The 18955-nt window shown below is 43.8% G+C and carries 18 protein-coding genes and 4 tRNA genes; 21 read left to right on the top strand and 1 reads right to left on the bottom strand.

Features of this window, described 5'->3' with window-relative positions:
* The first annotated feature begins 79 nt into the window (after nucleotides 1–79).
* The 12 genes from V6C11_RS04845 (at nucleotide 80) to V6C11_RS04790 (ending at nucleotide 8554) form a co-directional block, all read left to right on the top strand.
* Nucleotides 80–685 carry an SGNH/GDSL hydrolase family protein gene (locus V6C11_RS04845; RefSeq protein ID WP_333529959.1) on the top strand — a complete coding sequence of 202 codons (606 nt, stop codon included), beginning with the start codon at nucleotides 80–82 and terminating at the stop codon, nucleotides 683–685.
* A 10-nt stretch (nucleotides 686–695) separates the two neighbouring features.
* Entirely contained in the window at nucleotides 696–2102 is a 1407-nt protein-coding gene (locus V6C11_RS04840) for an MBOAT family O-acyltransferase (protein WP_333529958.1), read from the top strand.
* 64 nt (nucleotides 2103–2166) lie between these two features.
* Nucleotides 2167–2409 (top strand): DHHW family protein, encoded by a 243-nt coding sequence (locus V6C11_RS04835; protein WP_333529957.1) that lies wholly within the window; start codon nucleotides 2167–2169, stop codon nucleotides 2407–2409.
* 214 nt (nucleotides 2410–2623) lie between these two features.
* Nucleotides 2624–3199: an RNA 2',3'-cyclic phosphodiesterase gene (gene thpR / locus V6C11_RS04830; protein WP_333529956.1), complete on the top strand. Its 576-nt coding sequence runs from the start codon at nucleotides 2624–2626 to the stop codon at nucleotides 3197–3199.
* Nucleotides 3200–3340: 141 nt separating this feature from the next.
* Nucleotides 3341–3949 carry a flavodoxin family protein gene (locus V6C11_RS04825; RefSeq protein ID WP_333529955.1) on the top strand — a complete coding sequence of 203 codons (609 nt, stop codon included), beginning with the start codon at nucleotides 3341–3343 and terminating at the stop codon, nucleotides 3947–3949.
* A gap of 8 nt (nucleotides 3950–3957) precedes the next feature.
* Complete coding sequence (locus V6C11_RS04820; protein WP_333529954.1) at nucleotides 3958–4959, top strand: deoxyguanosinetriphosphate triphosphohydrolase; 1002 nt, start codon at nucleotides 3958–3960, stop codon at nucleotides 4957–4959.
* Between the two features lie 198 nt (nucleotides 4960–5157).
* Nucleotides 5158–6972 carry a DNA primase gene (dnaG, locus tag V6C11_RS04815; RefSeq protein WP_333529953.1) on the top strand — a complete coding sequence of 605 codons (1815 nt, stop codon included), beginning with the start codon at nucleotides 5158–5160 and terminating at the stop codon, nucleotides 6970–6972.
* Complete coding sequence (gene rpoD / locus V6C11_RS04810; protein WP_333529952.1) at nucleotides 6969–8072, top strand: RNA polymerase sigma factor RpoD; 1104 nt, start codon at nucleotides 6969–6971, stop codon at nucleotides 8070–8072. Before dnaG ends, rpoD begins: the two co-directional genes overlap by 4 nt.
* 70 nt (nucleotides 8073–8142) lie before the next feature.
* Nucleotides 8143–8217 (top strand) — tRNA-Asn (locus tag V6C11_RS04805).
* Between the two features lie 7 nt (nucleotides 8218–8224).
* Nucleotides 8225–8299: transfer RNA gene (locus V6C11_RS04800), tRNA-Ile, on the top strand.
* Between the two features lie 94 nt (nucleotides 8300–8393).
* Nucleotides 8394–8469: transfer RNA gene (locus V6C11_RS04795), tRNA-Glu, on the top strand.
* A 9-nt stretch (nucleotides 8470–8478) separates the two neighbouring features.
* Nucleotides 8479–8554: transfer RNA gene (locus tag V6C11_RS04790), tRNA-Val, on the top strand.
* A gap of 169 nt (nucleotides 8555–8723) precedes the next feature.
* Here the strand turns inward: V6C11_RS04790 and V6C11_RS04785 are convergent.
* Nucleotides 8724–9440, bottom strand: a complete 717-nt coding sequence (locus V6C11_RS04785) for a FadR/GntR family transcriptional regulator (RefSeq protein ID WP_333529951.1) — start codon at nucleotides 9438–9440, stop codon at nucleotides 8724–8726.
* Between the two features lie 519 nt (nucleotides 9441–9959).
* Here V6C11_RS04785 and V6C11_RS04780 point away from each other — a divergent pair.
* From V6C11_RS04780 to V6C11_RS04740, 9 genes are all read left to right on the top strand, one after another.
* Nucleotides 9960–10901: a hydroxyacid dehydrogenase gene (locus V6C11_RS04780; RefSeq protein WP_333529950.1), complete on the top strand. Its 942-nt coding sequence runs from the start codon at nucleotides 9960–9962 to the stop codon at nucleotides 10899–10901.
* Nucleotides 10902–10924: 23 nt separating this feature from the next.
* Complete coding sequence (locus tag V6C11_RS04775; protein WP_333529949.1) at nucleotides 10925–11962, top strand: Ldh family oxidoreductase; 1038 nt, start codon at nucleotides 10925–10927, stop codon at nucleotides 11960–11962.
* An 83-nt stretch (nucleotides 11963–12045) separates the two neighbouring features.
* The gene (locus tag V6C11_RS04770) at nucleotides 12046–12324 is read left to right on the top strand and encodes a UxaA family hydrolase (protein WP_333529943.1); all 279 of its coding nucleotides are present in this window, start codon (nucleotides 12046–12048) and stop codon (nucleotides 12322–12324) included.
* A 5-nt stretch (nucleotides 12325–12329) separates the two neighbouring features.
* Nucleotides 12330–13490: a UxaA family hydrolase gene (locus V6C11_RS04765; RefSeq protein ID WP_333529948.1), complete on the top strand. Its 1161-nt coding sequence runs from the start codon at nucleotides 12330–12332 to the stop codon at nucleotides 13488–13490.
* A 217-nt stretch (nucleotides 13491–13707) separates the two neighbouring features.
* Nucleotides 13708–14706, top strand: coding sequence for a tripartite tricarboxylate transporter substrate binding protein (locus V6C11_RS04760; protein ID WP_333529947.1), 999 nt, complete (start codon nucleotides 13708–13710; stop codon nucleotides 14704–14706).
* Between the two features lie 362 nt (nucleotides 14707–15068).
* On the top strand, nucleotides 15069–16592 hold the full coding sequence (locus V6C11_RS04755) for a tripartite tricarboxylate transporter permease (protein ID WP_333529946.1): 1524 nt from the start codon (nucleotides 15069–15071) through the stop codon (nucleotides 16590–16592).
* The gene (locus tag V6C11_RS04750) at nucleotides 16585–17034 is read left to right on the top strand and encodes a tripartite tricarboxylate transporter TctB family protein (RefSeq protein ID WP_333529945.1); all 450 of its coding nucleotides are present in this window, start codon (nucleotides 16585–16587) and stop codon (nucleotides 17032–17034) included. Before V6C11_RS04755 ends, V6C11_RS04750 begins: the two co-directional genes overlap by 8 nt.
* A 394-nt stretch (nucleotides 17035–17428) precedes the next feature.
* Nucleotides 17429–17707, top strand: a complete 279-nt coding sequence (locus V6C11_RS04745) for a UxaA family hydrolase (RefSeq protein WP_333529943.1) — start codon at nucleotides 17429–17431, stop codon at nucleotides 17705–17707.
* Between the two features lie 5 nt (nucleotides 17708–17712).
* A complete protein-coding gene (locus V6C11_RS04740; RefSeq protein WP_333529942.1) occupies nucleotides 17713–18873 on the top strand; it encodes a UxaA family hydrolase in 1161 nt (386 codons plus the stop codon).
* Nucleotides 18874–18955 lie beyond the last annotated feature (82 nt).

Genomic DNA, 18955 nt, shown 5'->3' with positions numbered 1-18955 from the left:
GTTTTATTTGATCTGCACCTGATCTGCATTTTGCTGCTGTAAGATCGGTGTATCAAATAAAGAAAAGAGGTATTTATTTATGAAAAAACGAATAAGGTGTTTCCTGGCAGGTATCCTTTTAATTGGCCTGACTGCCTGCGGGAATACAACGGTAGAAGAAGATGTTGCTGCTAAGTTTGAGAACAGTGTGTTGATGGGAGATTCCATTACCGAAGGTTTTACAGTTAATGAAATCCTGCCGAAGCAAGGTGTAATAGCCGGGGCGGGAGCAACGGCCGGTTTTACTTATGATGACATTGGTACTCTGGTTGAAAAAAAACCGGATAACGTTTTTATCATGTTGGGGTCCGATGACATGCTCATGCCGGTGGCTGATCCAAAAGAATTATTCAGAAAGGATTTAACAAAACTAGTTAACAAGATAAAGGAAGAGCTGCCCCACAGTAGAATACACCTCCAGTCTATTACACCGGTGACAGAGGAGGCATTAAGACAAGAGCCCCGCTATGGAAGAATAGAGGAATACAACGAGCTATTGCAGGCGTTAGCGGGCAAGTTATCCGTTAATTATATAGACATAGGGGCATTGGCAAAGGAAAATCCGGATTTATTCGCCGAAGATGGTGTTCATTTCAAGAAGGAATTTTACCGGCTGTGGCTGAAGAAACTTTCCCAATCATTATAGTGAGGGACATATGGTTTTTAGCAGCCTGTTTTTTACCTTTGCTTTTTTGCCGCTCACAGTAATTCTTTATTATTTGGCAGCAAAGCATTTGAGGAATGTGGTCCTGCTTACTGCAAGCTTGTTGTTCTATGCCTGGGGAGAACCTGTCTATGTGTTATTGATGTGCGGTTCCATAATGATTAATTACTGGCTAGGCACTCTCTTACGTAGCGATGCTGCCAGCAGCCGGAAAAGGACTCTTTTTTTAATCATCAGTCTGGTGTTCAATTTAGGCTGTCTTGCTTATTATAAATATTTCGGCATGATCATAAGTACAATAGCTTCCATTGGCAGTTGGCATTTGAATGTAGGAACACCGGCACTGCCCCTAGGAATTTCGTTTTACACCTTTCAGGCCCTATCCTACGTGATGGATGTGTATAGGGGAAAAATAAAGCCGCAGAAAAGCCTGATTTCTTTTGCTCTTTATATTACGATGTTCCCGCAGTTGGTGGCCGGGCCCATTGTGACCTATGCAGACATTGAATCACAGTTAGCAGACAGAAGCATAAATTTCGAAGAATTTTACGCCGGGATGCAGCGCTTCCTGTGCGGATTGGCAAAAAAAGTACTTCTTGCCAATCCGATAGGCCTGCTATGGTCTGAAGTAAAAGCCATGCCCGGTGCAGAAATTTCAGTGCTCATGGCATGGGCCGGAGTGATTGCCTTTGCATTGCAGATATATTTTGATTTCAGCGGCTATTCGGACATGGCCAGCGGATTGGGAAAAATGTTTGGATTTTATTTTAAGGAAAACTTTCGGTATCCATATAGTTCACAAAGTGTCTCAGAATTCTGGCGGAGATGGCATATCTCCCTCGGGTCCTGGTTTAAGGAATACGTATATATTCCTCTTGGCGGGAGCCGTGTCGGAAAGTGGAAAATGATACGAAACCTGCTCATCGTATGGTTTCTCACAGGGCTCTGGCATGGTGCAAGCTGGAATTTTGTTTTATGGGGGCTTTATTTTGGGATTTTAATCATCGTAGAAAAACTGTTTTTGCAGAAAAGCATGATACGATGGCCAAAGGCTGTTCGTAATCTATACGTATTGCTGTTTGTAGCGATAGGTTGGGTGTTTTTTGAATTTACCAACCTGACGGATGTGTTGAATTTTCTGCTGAGCATGTTTGGCGTGGGCGGCAACACACTTGTTGGCGACCAAGCAGTTGTGAAGCTAAAAGCTTATGCCCTCTTATATATTGTTTGTATCATTGCTGCTTCACCTTGGCCGAAGAAACTGGCGGTATTACTTAAAGGAACCCATTGCAATATTTATAATTTAGCAGTAAACGTGTATTATTGTATACTAATGTTTTTTTCAACGGCATATATGGTTGGCTCAACTTACAATCCCTTTATCTATTTTCGATTTTAACCGGGAGGAGTGATCGCTAATAAAGAACAAAAATAATTTTGCTATTATCCAGAATATCCTGTGTATGCTGCCATTTTTATTTATACTTGCTATGTTTATATTTCATCTAATCCTACCGGATAAAACCTTTTCGAAAGAGGAACGACGTTACCTAGCACAAGGACCTGTTTTCGAGACGGAAAAAGTATTAAATGGCAGTTATGGGACGAAAGTTGAAACATATTTTTCAGATCAGTTTCCTTTTCGGAATTTTTGGGTCCATATTCAGGAAGGCTCCAATCAAATTTTATTTAAAAGTTTCAAATAAATTTAGAAGCACGGGGGTCGTGCCACTCACATTCGAACTGTAACGGCTAAATGGTTAATCGTGCAGTCAAGGCCGAAAACCATATGATTTGACAAATTTAGACCCCTTTACTCAGCATACTTCAGGCACATGGGGTAAATCTTAGTAAAACGAAAATCACAAAGAGGATTTACTTATTTGCTGTCGAATAACTCAATAGAAAAGGGTAGGCTAGATGAAAAATTTAAGATTATTTATCGCCATTGAAATACCTCTGGTTTTAAAAGAGAGGCTAAATAAGGTTCAGCAATCCCTAAGGGAGTATACAACGGGGGTTAAATGGGTTAGTCAAGATAATTTTCATTTGACACTAAAATTTCTCGGCGATACTCCGGAAAACAAGTGCAACGATATAGGTGAAGCAATACAGCAAAGCTGTCAGCAATTTTCAGCTTTTACACTGTCATTGCAGGGATTAGGCACCTTTCCCGGCAAAGGGAATCCCAAGGTGCTCTGGACTGGGGTACATGGAGATAAAGATAGATTGCTAGGGCTACAGCACTCCTTAGATAAAAAATTAGCCAATTTAAATTTCCCTGCGGAACATCGAAAATATTCTCCCCACCTAACCCTCGGAAGAATGAAAGATTTCAGCGATACGGATAGGTTGGTGACAGCGATTACCAAACACAAGCAGGAAAAATTCGGCCAATGGCAAGTCACAAACATTCACTTGATCCAAAGCACACTCACACCCAGCGGACCGATTTATAAACCGTTAAAAACGGTTGAATTAGCCCTTAGCCATTAGAAGCCAAAAGCGAACAGCTAAAGGCGAAAGGAACGGTCTAATCAAAAAAGATCTGGCATAGAGTTTTATAGGCTATCTAATATATCATATTTATTTGCATCATGATACCCTCTCAATTTTTTAAAAACGAGGAGGCTTATTATGATTATACTGGGTTTAAATGGCAGTCCCCGTGCCGATGGTAATACTGCATTTATGCTCAACAAAGCACTGGCAGGAGCCAGTGAACTGGGGGCAGAAACAAAACTGATTCAGCTGGCGGAATGCGTGTTAACGGCAGATCCACTGTTTTGTGATGCCTGTACCAACCCCTGTGTGGGAGCCTGCTATCGGGATACCCCTCTGGGCGATGTGTTGGAACTTATAAAAGCTGCGGATGGCATCATTCTAGGTAGTCCGGTGTATTTTGGTACCATCGCTTCACCAATGAAACTTTTCTGGGATAAAACCAGGGCCCTGCGCAAGGAAAAGGCCTTGGTGGATGTGGTGGGTGCCGCAGTTACGGTAGGTGCTTCTCGTTTTGGGGGGCAAGAACTTACGGTGCGTGCTTTGCATGACATTATGTTGGTACACGGTATGACCATCGTTGGGGATGGAGCCTATGAGAATGACCCCGGACATCACGGTGCCTGTGCCCAAAAACCGGCCCAGGACGATCCGTTGGCTGCTAATCGCAGCAGGATCATAGGCCGCCGTGTGACAGAAGTGGCCCAAGCCACTCGTTCCTTAAGGAATAGGAAAAAAGGATAGATCGAAAGATGGAAATTCGCCGACAAACCGAGGAACTAGAAGCAAAAATTTTATCACCCTTTGCTTGCCTGAGTAAGAATACAAAGGGCAGGGAAAGAATGGAAGAACCATGTCCGGTAAGAACAGAATTTCAGAGGGATCGCGATAGGATTATTCATTCCAAGGCCTTTCGGCGGCTTAAACTAAAAACCCAGGTATTTATTATCCCTGAGGGAGACCATTACCGTACCCGTCTGACCCACACCCTGGAGGTAGCCCAAATTGCCAGAACCTGTGCCAAGGCGTTAGGGCTGAATGAAGACCTAACCGAAGCCATCGCACTGGGCCACGATTTGGGTCACACTCCCTTTGGTCATGCAGGTGAAGATGTCCTTGCCAGTCTCTATGATCTAGGTTTTAGGCATAATGAGCAGAGTATCCGGGTTGTAAAGCATTTGGAGGGTGATCAGGGATTAAACCTTACCTATGAGGTTTTGGATGGCATTCTTAATCATACCGGACCCAATAAACCGATCACGCTGGAGGGGCAAATCGTAAAAATAGCGGATCGCATAGCCTATATCAATCACGATATTGATGATGCCTTAAGGGCTGGGATCATTAACATTCAGGATATTCCTTGGGATTGTTTAAGTGCATTAGGAGTAAGACATAGTCAACGGATTCATACAATGGTTTTTGATCTTATACAATTCAGCAAGGGCAAAGCAGAAATAGGTATGAGCAAAGAAATTCAAGGGGCCATGAACAACTTAAGAACTTTTATGTTTGAACATGTATATATTGGTTCTGAGGCAAAAAAGGAAGAAGATAAGGCAAGGTATTTAGTAAGGGCATTATATCTTTATTATATTGAAAACTACCATCATTTACCTATTGATATGCGTCAAAGGATAGAACATGAGGAAATTTCCAGGGTCGTGGTGGATTATATTGCCGGCATGACCGATCGTTATGCTGTGGCCCAATACAAAAAAATATTCATCCCCAAAGGATTTCCCTTAGAATAGCTCAATGTTTATATTCAATGCAAATATTGGTAATAATAAAGCTGTACCATGAGAAAAATTGTCGAAGTGTTGCAGGAGATTTTTTAATCGCAGCGAATAATCTTTAAACTGTAGTTCGGATTCCGGGCGCATTCCAAAAACGGGAAAAACCCCTGTCCATAGCAAAAAAGTAAGGAAAGGTAGCAAAGGGGTGAATAGATGGCTGGGCGGATTCCGGATTCTGTAATTGAAGAGATTAGGCAAAGATCGGACATTGTGGAAGTCATTTCCCGTTATGTGGCTTTAGAAAAACGCGGCAAGAATTATCTGGCCCTATGTCCCTTTCACCAGGAAAAGACACCTTCCTTTAACATAAACCAGGAGAGGCAGATATTTCATTGCTTTGGTTGCGGCGTTGGGGGGAATGTCTTTAAGTTTTTAATGATGGTGGAGGGTCTTTCTTTCCCCGAGGCGGTCAGAACCCAGGGGGCTAGAATAGGAATAGATGTTCCGGAAGAGGCCTCACCAAAGGACAATATTCAGCAAGCCAAGAAAGACAGGGCTTTTAAAATATATGGCTTAGTGAGGGACTTTTACCGCTTTCTTTTAACCAAAGATGTTGGCTCAGCAGCAATAAAATATATAGAGACCCGTAACCTTACCGGCAGCACCAGGGAAAGTTTTGAGCTGGGCTATGCACCACCGGGCTGGGATGCCTTAACAAAGTTCTTGACATCTAAAGGTATTTCTGGCGAAGAACTAACGAATTTGGGCTTGGTGCATAAAAAGGAAGCCGGGGGATATTACGATAGGTTTCGCCACCGGGTAATGTTTCCTATTTGGGATAGCCAGGGGCGGGTTGTGGGCTTCGGTGGCAGAACCATGGGAGACGATACTCCTAAGTACCTAAACTCACCAGAAGGGGAGTTTTTCAAAAAAGGGCAGCTTCTCTACGGTTTGCACATAGCCCGCAAAGGTATTAGAGAGCTTGGTTATGCGGCGTTAATGGAGGGCTATATGGATGTGGTAGCCACCTACCAACATGGTGTGACCAATGCCGTAGCATCCCTGGGAACAGCCTTCACCCGGGAGCAGGGAAATTTGCTTATGAGTTATACCCACGATGTTGTGATAGCCTATGATTCCGATGCCGCTGGGATCAAGGCAGCAATTAGGTCGGCAGATATCCTGCAGGAATTAGGCTGCCGAGTTAGAATTGCTACCATTGTTGGAGCAAAGGACCCGGATGAATATATTCAAGCCCATGGATTATCTGGCTGGCAAAGTGTAATTGAGCATGCCATGCCAATGGTTCAATATAAGTTATTACAAGCGGCAAAAAAATACGGTATACAAAATCCAGGCGCTAAACAAAGAATCCTACAGGAGGTGTTACCCAATTTGGCTTCTGTGGCCAGTGCCATTGAATTTGAAGAAACAGTTAAGCAAACGGCCACAGTTTTGCAGGTGAACTGGGAGACCGTGCTGGAGGAAATTAAAAATTACAAAAAAAGCTTAAGAAAAAAACCTACAATTCAGGATAATTTTACAAAAAATAGTCATAATATACCGAGTGTGAGGAATTTTTTGCCTCCGCCATTAAAGGATAAAAGGTCAGTTGCTGAAGCAGGTATATTAAGATTTGCCATAGAAAATAAAGAATCTCTAGAACCGATCCTCCAAAACTTAGGTAAAGATTTTTTTCAAAATAGTGTTTACCAGAAAATATTTGATATATATCTCGAAAAGGGTCAAAACTCGACTTCTGTATTATTGGATGAATTAGATGAAATATCCCAAGGAGTTGTAAGCAGTTTACTGGTCCAAGAAGTTCCGGGGGAAAATGTAGATCAAATACTTTCTGATTTAATTAATACCATAAAAAGAGCAAGAGAAAAAGCAAAACTTGATGAATTATTAATAAAGTTGGCAGCGGCGGAGAAAAGCGGAGATACCGAAGGAGTAATCCAGCTGAGTCGCAAGATTAATCTTATCATGAAATCCGAGGGGCCCGAAAGGGGAGTGGCAACATGAGGGACGAAATGAAAGTAGAACAAGTTAAAGAATTAATTGAAAAGGGCAAAAAACGCGGGGTACTAACATACAACGAAATTATGGATACCCTTCAGGGTACCGAATTGTCGCCAGATCAAATTGATGACATTTATGAAAAAATTTCTGCCATGGGTATTGAAGTTGTCCCTTTAGCCAGTGATTTGGAGCCTCTGGAAGTAGATGACTCAGTGGACAATACACCCGAGGAAGAGGTAGAAGTAGAAGTAGATTTAAGTATTCCCGAGGGTATTGGTATTGACGATCCAGTTCGTATGTACTTAAAGGAAATTGGTCGGGTACCACTTCTCACCCCCGAGGAAGAAATCGAACTGGCCAAACGTATGGAGCAAGGGGATGAAGAGGCTAAACGTCGTCTTGCTGAGGCTAACTTACGTCTAGTTGTAAGCATTGCCAAGCGTTATGTGGGCAGAGGAATGTTATTCCTGGATTTAATTCAAGAAGGTAATTTAGGTTTGATAAAAGCCGTAGAAAAATTTGATTTTCGTAAAGGCTTTAAATTTAGCACCTATGCAACTTGGTGGATTCGCCAGGCCATTACCAGGGCCATTGCAGACCAAGCTCGTACCATTCGTATACCCGTACACATGGTAGAAACCATCAATAAATTAATTCGGGTTTCCAGACAATTACTCCAAGAATTGGGCAGGGAACCATCGCCTGAGGAAATCGCTAAGGAAATGGATATTTCCGGCGATAAAGTCCGTGAAATTATGAAGATTGCCCAGGAACCTGTTTCACTGGAAACTCCCATTGGTGAAGAAGAAGATTCGCATTTAGGTGACTTCATTGAGGATGCGGATGCCAGGGCACCAGCAGAAGAAGCTTCCTTTACACTCCTCCGCGAACAACTGGACGAAGTTCTTAAGACATTAACCGATCGGGAGCAAAAGGTACTACGCTTGCGTTTTGGTTTAGATGACGGTCGTGCTAGAACACTGGAAGAAGTGGGACAAAAATTTGGCGTTACCCGGGAACGTATTCGTCAGATTGAAGCAAAGACATTGCGTAAATTGCGTCATCCTAGCCGCAGCAAGAAATTAAAGGATTATCTGGACTAAAATAATAAAAAAATAAAATATGGGTTGACCTCACAGAGTTGTTCTAGTATAATAACTTTCGTGATGATGCTCCTCGATAGCTCAATGGTAGAGCAACCGGCTGTTAACCGGTAGGTTGTAGGTTCGAGTCCTACTCGGGGAGCCAAATATAAGGGCCTATAGCTCAATGGTGGAGCATCCGGCTCATAACCGGCTGGTTCCAGGTTCGAGTCCTGGTGGGCCCACCAATTGAGAAGTGGGATGTGAGAGGTTGGAAGTGAGAAAACCTCTCGCAAAAGAATCCCACCTCTAACTTCTCACATCTCACCTCTATGTTAAGAGGGCCCCTTGGTCAAGTGGTCTAAGACACCGCCCTTTCACGGCGGTAACACGGGTTCGAATCCCGTAGGGGTCACCAAATAAATATGGGCGATTAGCTCAGCTGGGAGAGCGCCTGCCTTACAAGCAGGATGTCGGCGGTTCGATCCCGTCATCGCCCACCAGAAAACCCTTACCAAATCGGTAAGGGTTTTGTTTTTTTATGTCGTTAACGGCACAGGCAAGTAGCACGAGGGGACGGTTCTTTTGTGTTGTTCTATAGAACAACACAAAAGAACCGTCCCCTCGTGCTGCTTGGGATGACATAGATGGAGGATGGTTTGAAGCCTACGGCTAATTCCTTTTTTCCTTCTTTTCCTTTCGGTGAGTCTCCAACACACTGCTTAAGTGTTCTTCCATGACCTTCTTGGCTTCTTCTGCTTTGTGTTCAATAATAGCAGTTAATACACGCTCATGTTCGTCAATCGAACGGACGGCGCGACCTGGAATACGGTGGGTTTCGACAGTGGTATGCTCAAGCATATCTAAAATATTTTCCGTCATAATAGCAACCACTGGGTTTTGAGAGGCCTCTGCCACCAGGATGTGGAAGTTGCGGTTTAATTCCGCAAATCGGTCAGGGTAATCAGCCTCATCAACATTATGGGCTTCTTCTAATAGATTTTTTAGTTTAATATAGTCCTCAGGGGTACAACGCTGGGCGGCCCAAAAGGCAGCAGCCTTCTCTAAAAGAATACGAACCTCATAAATATGCTCCAACGTCTCCAAATGATACTGCAGAAGTTGGGATAGGTGCTGTCCCACCACACTGCCATCCGGGGTAGCCACAAAGATACCAACACCGTGCTTAACATCCAGCAGTCCGATACCTGCCAAGGTTTTTACAGCATCCCGGATTACAGTACGACTTACACCAAAGTTTTCGGCCATGTCTCTTTCAGTAGGCAGACGATCCCCAGGTTTTAATTGTCCTGTGGCTATAAGGTTTCTTATATAATCGGCAACCTCAGTGCGAAGGCTTTCACTACGTCCAATGCGATTATTAAACATTTCTCACCTCTAAAAAATTGGGCATACCGATAAAGGTAATACCTCTAGTGTTCTAAATATACTATATTTCACATTATGTCTCAAGATATATTAAAAAATATAAGGTCAAAGCAGAAGCAGAAAACATTTCGACAACCAAGGCAAAACAATTGCAAAATAAGGCAAATTTGCTTGAAAATAGTAGTGAAATGACTATCAATGTCGAACAAAGTCGTATTCTTGACAAAAAATAATTGACTAATCAAGTGAATAATTGTATTATCTTTTTAAGACTGGTATTACCACATACCTAATAATACATACCTTGCAACATTCCTCATAACAAATATTATTTTTACTTAGAAAGAAACTAAATTCAATAATTATTTTTGCTGAAAAAGACCAGAATAATAAGAAGCTAAGTGTTACAGAAAAGGGCACAAAAGCCAAAGACTCATGCTTTTTTGGTACAAGACCTTTTCTAACTCAAACTGACTGCTAGTAGCAGAGGGATTCTCATAATAAATTTGAGGTGAAAAAATGAAAACCGTTGTAACCGAACTAATCTGGGAAGAGGGTCTGGAGATCCTCAGGGAATTGGGCGAAGTTGTCTATGACCAAAATCTATGGAAAAGTGACAATTTAGCCGAAGTCGTCAAAGATTGCGATGTTCTAATCGTGAGGAACCAAACCAAGGTAACCGAAGAGTTAATGACCCAGGCCCCTAATTTAAAGGTTGTTGGCCGTTTGGGTGTAGGCTTGGATAATATCAATGTGGCAGCAGCCAAAGCAAAAGGCATCCCGGTTGTCTTTGCCCGTAATGCCAACGCTATTTCCGTAGCTGAGTATGTCTTTTCTGCCATGTTTGCCTTCTCACGTCCACTGGAAAAGGCGAACCAGGATGTCAAGCAGGGTAACTGGAACCGCAAACTCTGGACCAGGGAAGAAATCTATGGCAAGACCCTGGGGCTTGTCGGTGTAGGTGAAATTGGTGCAAGATTGGCCTCCAGAGCCAGAGCGATGGGTATGACAGTACTTGGGTATGACCCATTTTTACCCCCCTATGAACTGGCCTGCACCGACATTGGTGTTTGCATGACCTCCCTGGAGGAAGTATTAGCCAAATCAGACTATGTGAGCCTGCATGTACCCTTAAATGATAAAACCAGAAACTTAATTAATAAAGATAGCCTGGGCACCATGAAAAAGACATCCTATATCATCAATACCGCACGTGGCGGCGTGATCAATGAAGATGACCTTTATGAGGCACTTAAGTCCAAAACCATCGCCGGTGCTGCTCTGGATGTTTTGGCTAAGGAACCTCCAACTGGCAATAAACTTCTGGAACTGGACAACATTATTATTACACCTCACATTGCTGGCCTTACTGAAGAAGCACAGGTTCGCACTTCCGAGCTGGTGGCCCGTGAATGCACCAAAATTATTCGCGGTCAAGGCTCATTATGTGTAGTTAGATAAAACTAGGAACCGGAGGGTTACAAATGAATTTTAGTTCGGAAAAATTACTGACCTTTTGCTCAAATCTGTTACAAGGGGTGGGAGTTCCCAAGGCGGATGCTGATATTGTGGCAGATGTTTTGGTGGATACCAGCCTGGAAGGTTTAGATACCCACGGCATTAGCAGACTTCCCATCTACACCACCCGTATCCAAAATGGCCGGATCAATCCTCAAGCCAACATCAAAGTAGATAAAACTGCTCCGGCAGTGGCTGTGCTTGATGGAGACAACGGCCTGGGACAATTGGTTGGCGTTAAAGCCATGGAAGTGGCCATCAACCTGGCGAAAGAAGCTGGCATGGGCGGTGTAACAGTAAAACACAGCAACCACTATGGTGCTTCGGCTTACTTCTGTAAGCAGGCTGCGGCCGCCGGTATGATTGGCTTGGCCTTTACCAATACACCTTCTGGTATTCCACCCTGGGGTGGACGGGAATCCTACTTTGGTACCAACCCCATTGCCTTTGGTTTCCCTGGTGAAGAACAGCCGGTGGTGGTAGATATGTCCTCTAGTATCGTGGCCAGGGGAAATATTATTCTGGCAGCTAAGCAGGACAAAGACATTCCCGAAGGTTGGGCCATCGATAAGGATGGTAAACCCACGACGGATGCCAAAGCTGCCTTAGCTGGTGCGGTACTGCCAATGGCAGGTCCCAAGGGTTATGCCATGGCCCTGGCGGTAGAAATTATGGCCGGTGTTTTAAGTGGCTCCGCCGTAGGCAAAGAAGTTGGCTGGATTTACGATGAAAGCACCGAACCAGTGGATATCGGACACTCTTTTATTGCATTAGATGTTTCAAAATTTATGCCTCTTGATGTATTTAAAGATAGAATGCAGCAAATGATAAAGGCGATTAAGGATACACCAAAGGCTGAGGGAGTAACAGAGATCTTTATTCCCGGCGAACGCAGAACCGTCAAAGCCAATGCCCGTAAACAGGAAGGTGTTCCTGTACCGGAGCAATTACTAAATGAGTTAAATCAATTGGCTGAATCTGTGGGTGTACCAACTTTAGGCTAAGAAAATAATTTTGCAGGAGTCGGAGATGCTACCCGAACACCTGTAAGAGGTTATATAACCTATATAAAAAGGAGGAGTTTCGATTGATTAAGTTCTTAGTGCACGACCCCGAAGACATGGTTGGGGTAGCAGTGGCTGACATCGAAGCTGGTGAAACTGTAACCGGTAAAATTCAAGACTCTGACCAAACCATCGAAATTAAAGCAGTTAGCAATATTCCTCTGGGCCACAAAATTGCCCTGAAAGACATTGCCAATGGTGAAAGAATGATCAAGTACCACATTCCTGTTGGCAAAACCGTTGCTGACATCAAAAAAGGTGAACACGTACATACCCATAACCTAAAAACTGAAAGGTGGTAATCCAAATGAACATTCCGACTTTTATGGGCTATCGCCGTGAAAACGGTACTGTTGGTTGTCGTAACCACGTAATTATATTGCCGGTAGATGATATCTCTAACGCAGCTTGCGAAGCAGTGGCCTCACACGTACAAGGCACCATGGCTTTACCTCACCCCTATGGCCGCCTGCAGTTTGGTGAAGACTTAGAACTGCACTTCCGTACCCTTATCGGTACTGGCTGCAACCCCAACGTTGCTGCTGTAGTTGTTATTGGTATCGAACCCAACTGGACCAACCTGATCGTTGAAGGTATTGCTAAGACTGGTAAGCCAGTTGCTGGTTTCTACATTGAGCGTCATGGTGACTTCAAAACCGTGGAAATGGCTTCCTGGAAAGCCAAAGAATTCGTTCAGTACGCCACTGAACTGCAAAGAACTGAATGCAAACTAAATGAACTAACCGTTTCCACCAAATGTGGTGAGTCTGACACCACCTCTGGTTTAGCTGCTAACCCCTCCATTGGTCGTCTGTATGACCGCCTAGACCCCATGGGTCTGACCTTGTTCTTTGGTGAAACCTCCGAGTTAACCGGTGGTGAACACTTAGTAGCAGAGCGTTGCGCTACCCCAGAAGTAAGAGAAAAGTTTATGCAGACTTGGACCGCTTATGATGAGTTCATTAAGAGCCAAGGTGTAGACCTGTGCGGCACCCAGCCCACCCAGGGCAACATCGCCGGCGGCTTAACCACCATCGAAGAAAAAGCCCTTGGCAACATCCAAAAGATCGGTAAAGTAGCCAAAGTACAAAGCGTACTGACTCCAGCTGAAGCTCCCCAGGGCAAAGGTCTGCATTTCATGGATACTTCCTCAGCTGCTGCTGAGTGTGTAACCCTGATGGCTGCCGCTGGTTCCGTACTGCACTTCTTCCCAACCGGCCAGGGCAACATTGTAGGTAACCCCATCGTTCCTGTAATTAAAGTATCTGCTAACCCCATCACCGTAGAAACCATGTCTGAGCACATTGACGTAGAACTTACTGGTATCCTGCGCGGTGAAATGGATCTGGACGGTGCTGCAGATAAGTTAATGGAAATGATGATCCGCACCCTGAACGGACGTAACACGAACGCCGAGACCCTGGGTCATAAAGAATTCGTTCTAACCAAGCTTTATCGTTCCGCTTAATTCAGTAGGTAATTTACTGAAAGGTAAAGGTACTGACTGAAGGTCAGTACCTTTACCAATAATAGAATCTTTGTTAATTAGAGTGAAGTAAGCAGAAAAATAAGACTAATCAATTTGTTCTAAATTGGTAAAATATTCAGAATTAATGCTCTCGTGGTTTGGTTCTGGCTATGTGAAAACACAGATGTTAGCTCAAAAATTGGAGGGAGGTCTTTTGGTGCGCAAAATTAAGTTACTAGCAATTGTTTTAACTTTAGTCATGACCCTTGGCTTGGTAACCGGATGTGCTGGTAAAAAAGAAGGTGATAAGGGTGGTGACGCTGCCTCTAAGTACCCTGAAAAGCCAGTTAATATGGTTATCGCTTTCACAGCTGGTGGTTCCAGTGACATACAGGCCCGGATTATGCAAAAATACTGGAACAAATATGTACCAAATCAACCCTGGGTCTTTGTTTATAAGCCTGGTGCCGGTGGGGCCATTGGGTTCACTGAAATTGCCAAGGCCAAGGCCGATGGCTATACCATTGGTGGTGTAAACGTTCCTCACATGAACCTGCAGCCCCTGGGACAAGGTGCACAGTTTAGTGTTGATCAGTTTGACTACATTGCTCAGGTTGTAAATGATCCTCAGGTTATCGTAGTTAGAAAAGACAGCAAATATAAATCTGTTCAAGAAATTATTGATTATGCCAAGGCTAATCCCGGAAAATTTAAAATGGGTATTGTTGGTACCTTCACTGGTCACCACCTGACCTTATTGGACCTGCAAGATAAGACCGGTATTCAGGTTGCCCAGATTGCTTATAAGGGTGCCGCTGACCAAAACGCAGCCCTGCTGGGCGGTGAGTTGGATGCCATGGTTGGTAACTACAACGATGTAATGCGTAGTTTGGATTCCATGACCATTCTGGGTATTGCTACCGAGGAAAAGTACGAGCCACTGCCTGATGTACCGACTCTAAAGGAACTGGGAGTCAATGTCGTATCCGATATTCGTCGTGGTTTTGTGGCACCCAAAGGCATTCCTGAAGCAAGTTTGACATTCCTGCGGGATACTTTCGAAAAGATTTGCACCGATCCTGATTATATCAAGGATATGGAAAAGGCCGGACAGCCTCATGAATATATGAATGGTAGTGAATTTGAGAAATTTGTTATGGGAGAGAATGAAAGAGCAAAAGAACTGCTAACCAAATACGACCTGCTCAAAAAGTAACAACGATTGATAAGGGGTAGGGAATGAATCCCCTACCCCTTAAAGAAGAGATGATCAAGAACGATTGTTTAATGATTAAATAATAGCTTGCAAATTTATGAAGATGAGTATTATAAAATAATTGCCCGTAATGGGACTAAGGAACACCTCAGGAATATATTAGGCAAGAAATAATGATATTTTAACTAATATTTTCTATGCTAACCAACCAAATGAATACATGTACAAATGTGTAAGCCACTGAACTAGTGCATAAAGGAACCATATTTGTTATATTAGTTACTGGGATCGTCCTCAGCAAATGATTTCTTGTGGTTTCCTACCAAATATCACCATATCCTAATGAAAGAGGGTGGATACCTTTGTTTGAACAAATGCTAGCAGGTTTGCTAAATGCATTGACTCCAATTAACTTATTAGTTGCTTCTCTTGGTGTGGCAGGAGGTATTATTATCGGTGCTCTCCCCGGTCTTACAGCTACCATGGGTGTGGCTCTGATGGTTCCCCTAACCTTTGCCATGGATCCCTCAACTGGTCTTGTTTTGTTAGGTGCCATTTATTCCGGTGCTATTTATGGTGGCAGTAACTCAGCTATCTTGATTAATACGCCCGGAACACCTTCAGCAGTGGCCACAACCTTTGATGGCTGGCCCCTTTGCCGCCAGGGTAGGGCGGATGAAGCATTGGTTGCTTCCTTGTTTTCCTCTGCCTTCGGTGGTATCGTTGGTACGATTGCTCTGATGTTTTTGGCAGTACCCTTGGCTACCGCTGCGTTAAAGTTTGGTGCCCCGGAGTTCTTCTGGCTGTGTATCTTTGGTTTAAGTACCATTGCAGCCATGTCCATGGATAACGTATTGAAAGGGCTTATGTCCGGTGCTCTTGGTCTGCTGATTGCAGGTATCGGTTTAGACCCCACGGCTGGTACTCCTCGTTTTACCTTTGGCACGGATTCATTAGTAGCAGGTATTGATGTAATTCCAGCGATGATTGGTTTGTTTTCATTCTCCCAGGTAATTGCACTGATTGGTAGTAAAGACAATTTTATTGCCGATTATAAACAGAGAAAAGGTGTATTAGGAATAGTATTAAGAAAGATTTGGAAAGATTGCAAAACCAATATTATGCGTTCTTCGATTGTCGGTACCTTTGTTGGTATTTTGCCCGGTGCCGGTGGTGAAATTGCTTCTATTATTACCTATAACGAAACCAAGCGTTGGGATAAAAACCCCCAAAAATTTGGTAAAGGTGCCATTGAGGGTGTTGTGGCCTCTGAGAGTGCTAACAACGCAGTTATTGGTGGTTCACTGATTCCCATGCTGACACTGGGTATCCCTGGTAGTGCTGTGGCAGCAATCATCATGGGTGGGCTGCTGGCTCACGGTATCGCTCCTGGCTTTAAGATTTTCAGTGAAAACGGTGATGTAGCTTATACCTTCATTATGTCCTTAATTGTAGCTAACATCTTGATGTTTATTATCGGTATGTTCTTAATTAAAGGTACTGCGCGAATTCTAAACGTACCGACCACTTATGTAGGTGTTGGTGTGGTTGTACTTTCTGTAATTGGCTCCTATGCCATCCGTAACAGCATGACGGATGTTGTCATGATGATCGTCTTTGGTTTAATTGGTCACTTTGGCGGTCGTATTGGTCTCGATACCGGTGCCATGGCCCTGGGTATTATCCTTGGCCCCATCGTCGAAGAAAACCTGAGTAAATCACTGTCCCTTGCCGGTGCAGAAGGCTCTCTTTGGACTGTCTTCTTTACTAACCCCATTTCTCTGGTATTGATTCTCTTGACCCTAGCTTCCGTATTTACTCCGGCAATGCTTAAAAGACGTGCCGCCAAGTCCATAGCAGCTGAGGGAGGTGCTTCCAATGACTAATAAAGTTGCAGATATTTTAACAGGACTGGTTAGTATTCTGGTTGCATTGGCTTTTTATGTACAGGGTACCGAGCTGGCATTTGAAAGTAATATTTACCCAATGACTATGGAGATCTTTCTGGTGATTACCGGTATTTATATGATTGTCAGAGGTGTTCGTGACAATAGTGGAGAGGCCAAAGACAAAACGGATATTAACTATACACGTGGTGCGGTGATTGTTGTGGCCACTGCTTTGTACCTTATAGGTATTAAATTTATTGGTTTCTACGTAACTAGTTTTGCATTTTTGGTATTGGTGTCCTGGTACCTCAGTGATAAAGGCTTAACGATTAAGTCTCTAGGAGTCTCTACTGTCTTTGCTGTGATTTTGATCGCAGCAGTATATGGAACTTTCTCGTTGTTCCTTGATGTGCCAACTCCCGCAGGAATCCTGTTCTAAACACTATAATTAACCCTTGTCATTAGGTTGGGGTCAGGCTTGCACTCGTGCGAGCCTGACCCCTTTATCACTTTGGCGCTGCCACAGTCTTTGCAGCGGACAGTATCAGAACATTTCTATGTTCCTAGTTGTGCCGATTCCTATGGCAATTTTCTGCTACAGAAGAACAGGTGAAAAAAGCTGGAAAAACGGGAAATGTGGAGTCAAATAGAAAATATGGCGAGACAAGACTATATTTCGCAGGTTTGTTAGTTGACTTGCAAAAATAACAGTGTTACAGTTATATCAAGGTAATACCACATACCAATATAGATTTGAGCTTACGGAAGGTTAGCGTATAGTAACCCTCTGTGAAAGTTCTATAGACAATACATAATAATGAGGAGGAGTTTCCGTGATTAAATTCTTGGTACACGACCCCGAAGATATGGTTGGGGTAGCAGTGGCTGACATCGAAGCTGGTGAAACTGTAACCGGTAAAATTCAAGACTCTGACCAAACCATCGAAATTAAAGCAGTTAGCAACATTCCTCTGGGCCACAAAATTGCCCTGAAAGACATTGCCAATGGTGAAAGAATGATCAAGTACCATATCCCCGTTGGTAAAACCGTAGCTGACATCAAAAAAGGTGAACACGTACATACTCACAACTTGAAAACGGAAAGGTGGTAAACATTATGAACATCCCAACTTTTATGGGTTATCGCCGTGAAAACGGTGCAGTTGGTTGCCGTAACCACGTAATTATTTTACCAGTAGATGATATTTCCAACGCAGCCTGCGAAGCAGTTGCCAAACATGTACAAGGCACCATGGCTTTACCTCACCCCTATGGCCGCCTGCAGTTTGGTGAAGATTTGGATCTGCACTTCCGTACCCTTATCGGTACTGGCTGCAACCCCAACGTTGCTGCTGTAGTTGTTATTGGTATCGAACCCAACTGGACCAATCTGGTTGTTGAAGGTATTGCTAAGACTGGTAAACCAGTTGCTGGTTTCTACATTGAGCGTCATGGTGACTTCAAAACCGTGGAAATGGCTTCCTGGAAAGCCAAAGAATTCGTTCAGTACGCCACTGAACTGCAAAGAACTGAATGCAAACTAAATGAACTAACCGTTTCCACCAAATGTGGTGAGTCTGACACCACCTCTGGTTTAGCTGCTAACCCCTCCATCGGTCGTCTGTATGACCGCCTGGACCCCATGGGTCTGACCCTGTTCTTTGGTGAAACCTCCGAGTTAACCGGTGGTGAACACTTAGTAGCAGAGCGTTGCGCTACCCCAGAAGTAAGAGAAAAGTTTATGCAGACTTGGACCGCTTATGATGAGTTCATTAAGAGCCAAGGTGTAGACCTGTGCGGCACCCAGCCCACCCAGGGCAACATCGCCGGCGGCTTAACCACCATCGAAGAAAAAGCCCTTGGCAACATCCAAAAGATCGGTAAAGTAGCCAAAGTACAAAGCGTACTGACTCCAGCTGAAGCTCCCCAGGGCAAAGGTCTGCATTTCATGGATACTTCCTCAGCTGCTGCTGAGTGTGTAACCCTGATGGCTGCTGCTGGTTCCGTACTGCACTTCTTTCCAACCGGCCAGGGCAACATTGTGGGTAACCCCATCGTTCCTGTAATTAAGGTATCTGCTAACCCCATCACCGTAGAAACCATGTCTGAGCACATTGACGTAGAACTTACTGGTATCCTGCGCGGTGAAATGGATCTGGACGGTGCTGCAGATAAGTTAATGGAAATGATGATTCGCACCCTGAACGGACGTAACACGAACGCCGAGACCCTGGGTCATAAAGAATTCGTTCTAACCAAGCTTTATCGTTCCGCTTAAGCGTTAATCCAAAAGGTACTGGCCTCGCCAGTACCTTTTTTTTACTATTTTAGGGTATACTCATTAGTAATAAAGGATTTAC

It is taken from the genome of Desulfotomaculum sp. 1211_IL3151, assembly GCF_036763075.1.
Taxonomy (GTDB): Bacteria; Bacillota; Desulfotomaculia; order Desulfotomaculales; family Desulfotomaculaceae; genus Desulfotomaculum.
The sequence above is the reverse complement of the archived record's forward strand: the minus strand, read 5'-3'. Positions and strand labels throughout refer to the sequence as shown.